This is a genomic window from Nocardioides sp. (genome assembly GCF_016462705.1).
In the GTDB taxonomy this organism is placed as follows: domain Bacteria; phylum Actinomycetota; class Actinomycetes; order Propionibacteriales; family Nocardioidaceae; genus Nocardioides.
On sequence record NZ_JAEMSS010000278.1, the window covers coordinates 1 to 3,852 of the forward strand.

The 3,852-nt window shown below is 73.1% G+C and carries 4 protein-coding genes; all 4 read right to left on the bottom strand.

Translation table 11 applies throughout. From position 1 onward, the window contains the following. Window positions 1-103: 103 nt before the first annotated feature. The gene (locus JHD21_RS21335) at window positions 104-1,855 is read right to left on the bottom strand and encodes a penicillin-binding protein 2 (RefSeq protein ID WP_292679501.1); all 1,752 of its coding nucleotides are present in this window, start codon (window positions 1,853-1,855) and stop codon (window positions 104-106) included. A gap of 117 nt (window positions 1,856-1,972) precedes the next feature. Continuing rightward, window positions 1,973-2,539, bottom strand: a complete 567-nt coding sequence (locus JHD21_RS21340; protein ID WP_292679503.1) for a hypothetical protein — start codon at window positions 2,537-2,539, stop codon at window positions 1,973-1,975. Beyond that, window positions 2,536-3,507: a 16S rRNA (cytosine(1402)-N(4))-methyltransferase RsmH gene (rsmH, locus tag JHD21_RS21345; protein WP_292679505.1), complete on the bottom strand. Its 972-nt coding sequence runs from the start codon at window positions 3,505-3,507 to the stop codon at window positions 2,536-2,538. The genes JHD21_RS21340 and rsmH overlap by 4 nt, the downstream gene beginning before the upstream one ends. Before the next feature lie 2 nt (window positions 3,508-3,509). Then, a complete protein-coding gene (locus JHD21_RS21350) occupies window positions 3,510-3,647 on the bottom strand; it encodes a hypothetical protein (protein ID WP_292679506.1) in 138 nt (45 codons plus the stop codon). Window positions 3,648-3,852: the final 205 nt, after the last annotated feature.

The window sequence follows — 3,852 nt, forward strand, 5'->3', positions numbered from 1 at the left end:
GCGAGCGTCCTTGACGCGGAGACCCGGCCTGCTACGCGCGCGGGCACCACGCCCAGCCCCGGGATCGGCCTCGCTGAACCGGGGTTGGTCAAGTCCGGACCGCTCACCAGGTGACCGGCAGCGCCTTGCCCTTCTTGCCGGACGCCGCGACGCCGTACCGGTGCAGGGTGAACCCCATCAGCTGGGAGAACACCGGCCCAGCGACCGAGCCACCGCCGCCGGTGTCCGGGTCGTGGATGGCGACGTAGATCGTGAACCGCGGGTCCTCCGCGGGGGCGAAGCCTCCGAACGAGACGGTGAACGTGCCGTCGTAGCAGCCGCACTCGGCACCGACCCGCTGTGCGGTGCCGGTCTTGCCGGCGACCCGGTAGCCGGGCACCTGGGCCTTCGGGGCGACGCCGTCCTCGGGGTCGACGACCCGCTCCATCATCAGCGTGGTCTGGTGCGCCGCGTACGAGCTGACGACCCGGCGCGTGGCGGCCACGCCGGTGCCGATCTCGACACCGTCGTCACGCACCGCGGTGCCCTTGATCAGGCTGGGCGCGACCCGCACGCCGTCGTTGGCGATGGTGTTGACCGCGGCAGCCATCTGGATGGGCGTCACCGACAGGGACTGCCCGAAGGCGATCCGGTCCTCGGCCTGCTCGGTCCACAGCGCCGGGTCGGGCAGGATCCCCGGCGACTCCGACTCGAGACCGACGTCGGTGCGCCGGCCCAGCCCGAACGCCTCGAGGTAGGAGCGCATCTCCCCGGGCTTGAACCGGTCGGCGGCCAGCACCGTGCCGATGTTGGAGGACTTCGCGAGGATCCCGGCCAGGGTCAGCCGCAGCGTGCCGTGCTCGAAGTAGTCCCGGATCGGCCGGTCCTGCCGGTCCAGGCGGCCGGGCACCGTGAACTCCGTGCGCGCGGTCATCCGCCCCGCGTCGATGAGGGAGGCCAGGGTGAGGACCTTCTGCACCGAGCCAGGCTCGTAGGCCAGGTTGATGGACCGGGCGCCGCGGTCCTCGGTCTCGTAGTCCGCCGGGTTGGCCGCGTCGAACGTCGGGTAGTCCGCGTCGGCCAGCACCTCGCCGGTCCTCGAGTCCAGGATGAGGGCGACGCCGGACTCACCGCCCGCCTTGCGCACCGCGTCGCGGAGGACCCGCTGCGTGAACCACTGCAGGTCCCGGTCGATGGTCGTGGTCAGGTCGGCACCGTCGACCGCGTCCGTGGTCTCGTGGCTGCCGAGGGGGATCTTGTTGCCGCCGCCGACCTCGTAGCGGGCCGAGCCGTCCGTGCCCGAGAGGTGCTTGTCGAAGACCTGCTCCAGGCCGCCGAACGCCTCGTCGGTGCCCATGAACCCGATCAGGTTGGCGGCCACGTCGTGCGCGGGGTAGGTGCGCACGGGGTCGCGCCGGGTCGAGAGGCCCTCGATGTCGCGGGCCTCCGCCTCCTCGAGCACGTCGTTGGCGAGCGTCGAGGGCACCCGCCGGGCGATGTACTCGAACCGGCTCTCCTTGTCCGCGCCCCGGAGCCGGGCCAGGGTGTCGATGTAGTCGACCGACAGCCGCTCGGCGAGGAACCGGGCGATCGCCGGAGCGTCGTCGGCGGTCTGGGCCGGGTCGGCCACGACCATGAGCCCGTCGACGGAGTCGGCGAGCGGCTCTCCGTTGCGGTCGAGGATGTCACCGCGCTCAGCGGGGAGCACCACCTCGACCGTGCCCTCGGCGGCCGCCATCGCGGCGTACGAACCGGGGTCGACCCCTTGGAGCTGCACGAGCCGGGCACCGAAGACCGACAGCACCATCGCGATCAGGACGAACCCGACCCGGAGCCGGGACTGCGGCACTCCGCGGGTGCTCCGGCGTCGCCGCACTGTGGGTCCTCGTCTCGGCTGGGTAGGCATCGGTGGCTGGGTCCGGGGAGTCAGGTGGATGAGTCAGGTGGATGGGTCAGTGGGAGTCATCGTCGCCGTCTCGGGCGTCGATTCGGGTCAGCCGCGACCCGTGTCGCGGGCCTGCTGGTTCCGGTTCCTGGCCCGGTCGCCCTGCGCCGGCTTGCTCCCGGGAGGCGCCGCCACCGTCACGATCTGGGGCGGCGGGTCGAGCACGGCCGGCTTGGGCGGCGCCGGTGAGAGCGGGTTCGGGGTGTTGTCCCGGGTGGCCGGCGAGCAGGTCCCCTGCAGGGCCTCGGCCCCCAGCACGAGGGTGCACGCGTCCAGCGGCGCGACCATCCCAGCCTGGGCGGCCAGCACCGCGAGGTGCTGCGGGTCACGCAGCGCCTGGAGCTCGCTGTGCAGGGTCTGCTCGCGGGCGCTGAGGCTGGCCGCACGCTCCTCGAGCGTCGTCGCGGCGAACGAGGCCTGCTGCATCTGGGTGTTGAAGCACAGCAGCCCGACGATGCCGCCGAGCAGGACCACGCTGACCAACGTCACGAACGGCAGCCGCGGCGCGCGCACCCGCCTGCGGTGCGGGACCACGGTCAGCCGGGCCCGTTGGACAGCGGCCTCGAAAGGGGCACGGGCTCTGCTCAGTGCCGTGGCGGCGGACGTGCTCATCATGCTCCCCGGGGAAGGTGGGTGGTGGGACTGACGCGTTCGAGGGCACGGAGTCGCACCGAGGCGGCCCGCGGGTTCTGGGCGATCTCCGACTCGTCGGCCCGCTCGGCGCCCCTGGTCACCAGCCGCAGCGCAGGGGCGCTCCCCTCGGGGAGGAACGGCAGGTCCTCGGGCACGGTGGAGCGGGTGGCCTCGGCGAACGCGTGCTTGACCAGCCGGTCCTCGAGCGAGTGGTAGGACTCGACCACCACCCGGCCGCCGACCGCGATCGCGTCGATCGCGGCCGGGATCGCGCGGCGCAGCACCGCGAGCTCGTCGTTGACCTCCATCCGCAGCGCCTGGAAGGTCCGCTTGGCGGGGTGGCCACCGGTTCGCCGGGCCGGCGCCGGGATCTCGGCGTACAGCAGCTCGACGAGCCGGGCCGACGTGGTGAACGGCGCCTGCTCGCGCTGCCGCACCACGGCGGCCGCGATCTTGCGGGCGAACCGCTCCTCCCCGTAGTCGCGCAGCACCCGGGTCAGGTCGGCCACCGAGTAGGTGTTGAGCACGTCGGCCGCGGTGGGACCGCTGGTGCCGTCCATCCGCATGTCCAGCGGGGCGTCCTCCGCGTAGGCGAACCCGCGCTCGCGGACGTCGAGCTGCATCGAGGAGACACCGAGGTCGAAGAAGACGGCGTCGACCGCCGCCAGGCCGAGGTCGTCGAGCACGTCCGGGAGCTCGTCGTAGACCGCGTGCACCCCGGTGAAGCGCTCGCCGTAGGGCGCCAGCCGGGTGCGGGCCAGCTCGAGGGCGGCCGGGTCCCGGTCGATACCGACGACCCGGGCCAGCTCGCAGCGGGTGAGGACCGCCTCGGTGTGCCCGCCGAGGCCGAGGGTGGCGTCGACCAGCACCGAGCCCGGCTCCTGCAGGCACGGGGACAACAGTGCGACGACCCGGTCGAGGAGCACCGGGACGTGGCGGGGGCCGGCCACGGTCAGCCCAGGGGAAGGTGGGTCAGGACCAGCAGGGCCGCGGCCAGGCAGACCGAGGTGACGGCCGAGAAGGCCATGACGGCCACCGCCTCCCGGGCCTGGTGGCGGACCCGGCGGGGTGCCGGATGGATGGTGCTCATGGGTTCGACCCTTCGGACGAGCGGTGTGGGGAAGACGTCGGGACTCGTAGGGCCAGGTCTCAGGCCGCTCCGCCGCGCTGCGTCGTCTGGAACCGGGGAAGGTGCCCCAGATGACACGGCCGCTCGGCTGAGCTGTGGGGAGCGGGCCGAGACCTCGTCCTGCGAGTCCCTGTGGAGTTGTGGGCGGTGCTGGGGGGGTTGGGCT

Excerpts from the sequence above, each read along its gene's own strand:
- JHD21_RS21340 (WP_292679503.1), bottom strand. The coding sequence starts at position 2,539 with ATGATGAGCACGTCCGCCGCCACGGCACTGAGCAGAGCCCGTGCCCCT.
- JHD21_RS21350 (WP_292679506.1), bottom strand. The coding sequence starts at position 3,647 with ATGAGCACCATCCATCCGGCACCCCGCCGGGTCCGCCACCAGGCCCGG.